The organism is Mesorhizobium kowhaii (assembly GCF_042431665.1).
Classification (GTDB): Bacteria; Pseudomonadota; Alphaproteobacteria; order Rhizobiales; family Rhizobiaceae; genus Mesorhizobium; species Mesorhizobium kowhaii.
This window is the reverse complement of the sequence record NZ_JBHLYT010000151.1, coordinates 1-1,664: the sequence shown is the minus strand read 5'-3', so window position 1 is coordinate 1,664 and position 1,664 is coordinate 1. Positions and strand designations below refer to the sequence as shown.

The window sequence follows — 1,664 nt, the reverse complement described above, 5'->3', positions numbered from 1 at the left end:
TCCCTTCGTGCTCAGCACTGCCAAGCTTCACAAAATTCTTGATCATCTGCTGCCGATCCCGCATTTGGATTCAATTCGATTCGGCACAAAAGCAGTCGCCTACGAGCCCAGGCGATTCGAAGATCCCACTCTGCCGGCTTTATTCCAACGAATCCATGAAGCGGGTAAGACCGCAGTCATCGTCACACATTTCGATCACATCGGTGAAATCTCACCAGCCGCAGAACGCAACATTGGGTCCTTGCGCGCTCAGGGCGTGCAGTTCCTAAACCAGTCCGTGCTCCTCGCGAAGGTCAACGATGACTCAAAGATCTTGGCGGCGACCTTCGCCAAATGTCATCAAATAGGGGTTCGCCCTTATTACCTCTTCCAGAGCAGGCCAGTGAAAGGCGCATCGCATTTCCAGGTTTCGCTGCGCCGCGGAATAGAGATTTCGCGCGGCATCAACCAACGTCTCAGCGGCATCCAAAAAACATTCAAATACATCATGTCCCATTACACGGGAAAGATCGAAATCCTCGACCTTGGAGCCGACGGCCGAGTGTATATGCGATACCATCAAAACAAGACTCCCGAAAAGATCGGAAAGATCTTTTCCCGGCCGCATCTTGAGGGCGCGGGCTGGCTGGATGATTTGCCCGAAGGATGAGATCGAAAGGCGCGGAATGCTGGCCGCCGTACCCAGCTCGAGTGAACCAAAAGACCGCAGTTGCTTCCGTGGGGCAGCGCCATTCAGGCGATGGACGGCTTTCCCACTATGCGCTGAACGGGCAGTCCATCTTGCTCCCGCCCTGCTTCTGGCCTGCGAAAGTTTCGCAATCGCGCTCGACGAAACGAAACGGTCTGCATCCGAGATGCTGATCCGATAAGCAACCAATCTCAAGCCAATGAACGTAACAACAGGCAACGTCAAAGGAGTAGCTCATGCGAGTAGCCATCGTGACGAATAGCGATTTTAACGGTGTAATTAACCGGTTCGGTCAGCCTCGTCCGCAGCAGCAGCAGCCTTACCCACAACGCGGCACGCTTGAAGAAATGGTGGCGGGACTTCAAGGGAGCGGGCACGAGACGCTCGTGTGCGAAGGCGACAAAGCACTGCTCGCCACGCTCGAGCGGTTTATGCCACCTGATCCGCACGCCAGGCCCTCAGGAATCGTCTTTAACTTAGCGGAGGGAATTCAGGGCCAAAAGCGTGAAATCCATGTTCCTGCCATCCTTGAGATGGCCGGTATTCCATACACTGGATGCAGCCCGCTCGGGATGGGGCTGACGTGCGACAAGGTCATTACCAAAATGCTCATCCGCGATCAAGGTGTACCGACGCCGAACTTTCGAGTGATGGGTCGCGGCACCGAGAGTGCCTGCGACCTGCGATTCCCAGTAATAGTGAAACCTCGCCACGAAGGCGGCAGCCTCGGATTGCAACTTATTCACGAACATTCTGAGTTGAGGCAGGCCGTGGAAGTGACTGTCGCGCAATACGCGCAGGATGCTCTCGTGGAAGAATACATCGAAGGGCGGGAAATCTGTGTCGCGCTGCTTGGAAACGGGGAGCTGGAAGTGTTGCCTCTGGTGGAGCAGGACTTCGGCGATCGCGAAACGCGTCTTATGGATTGGGACGCGAAATACGTGGCGGCCGCAGGGGTCCCGAAGATTTGCCCGGC

General features: G+C 55.7%; 1 protein-coding gene and 1 pseudogene. Both read left to right on the top strand.

Translation table 11 applies throughout. The annotated features are described in order from the left end of the window. Positions 1-649 (top strand): annotated as a pseudogene (locus tag ACFFNA_RS36465) (KamA family radical SAM protein); the annotation flags it as partial. Positions 650-924: 275 nt separating this feature from the next. Further along, positions 925-1,664, top strand: a 740-nt coding sequence (locus ACFFNA_RS36460) for a D-alanine--D-alanine ligase family protein (RefSeq protein ID WP_378924833.1), incomplete at its 3' end; no start/stop codon positions are given.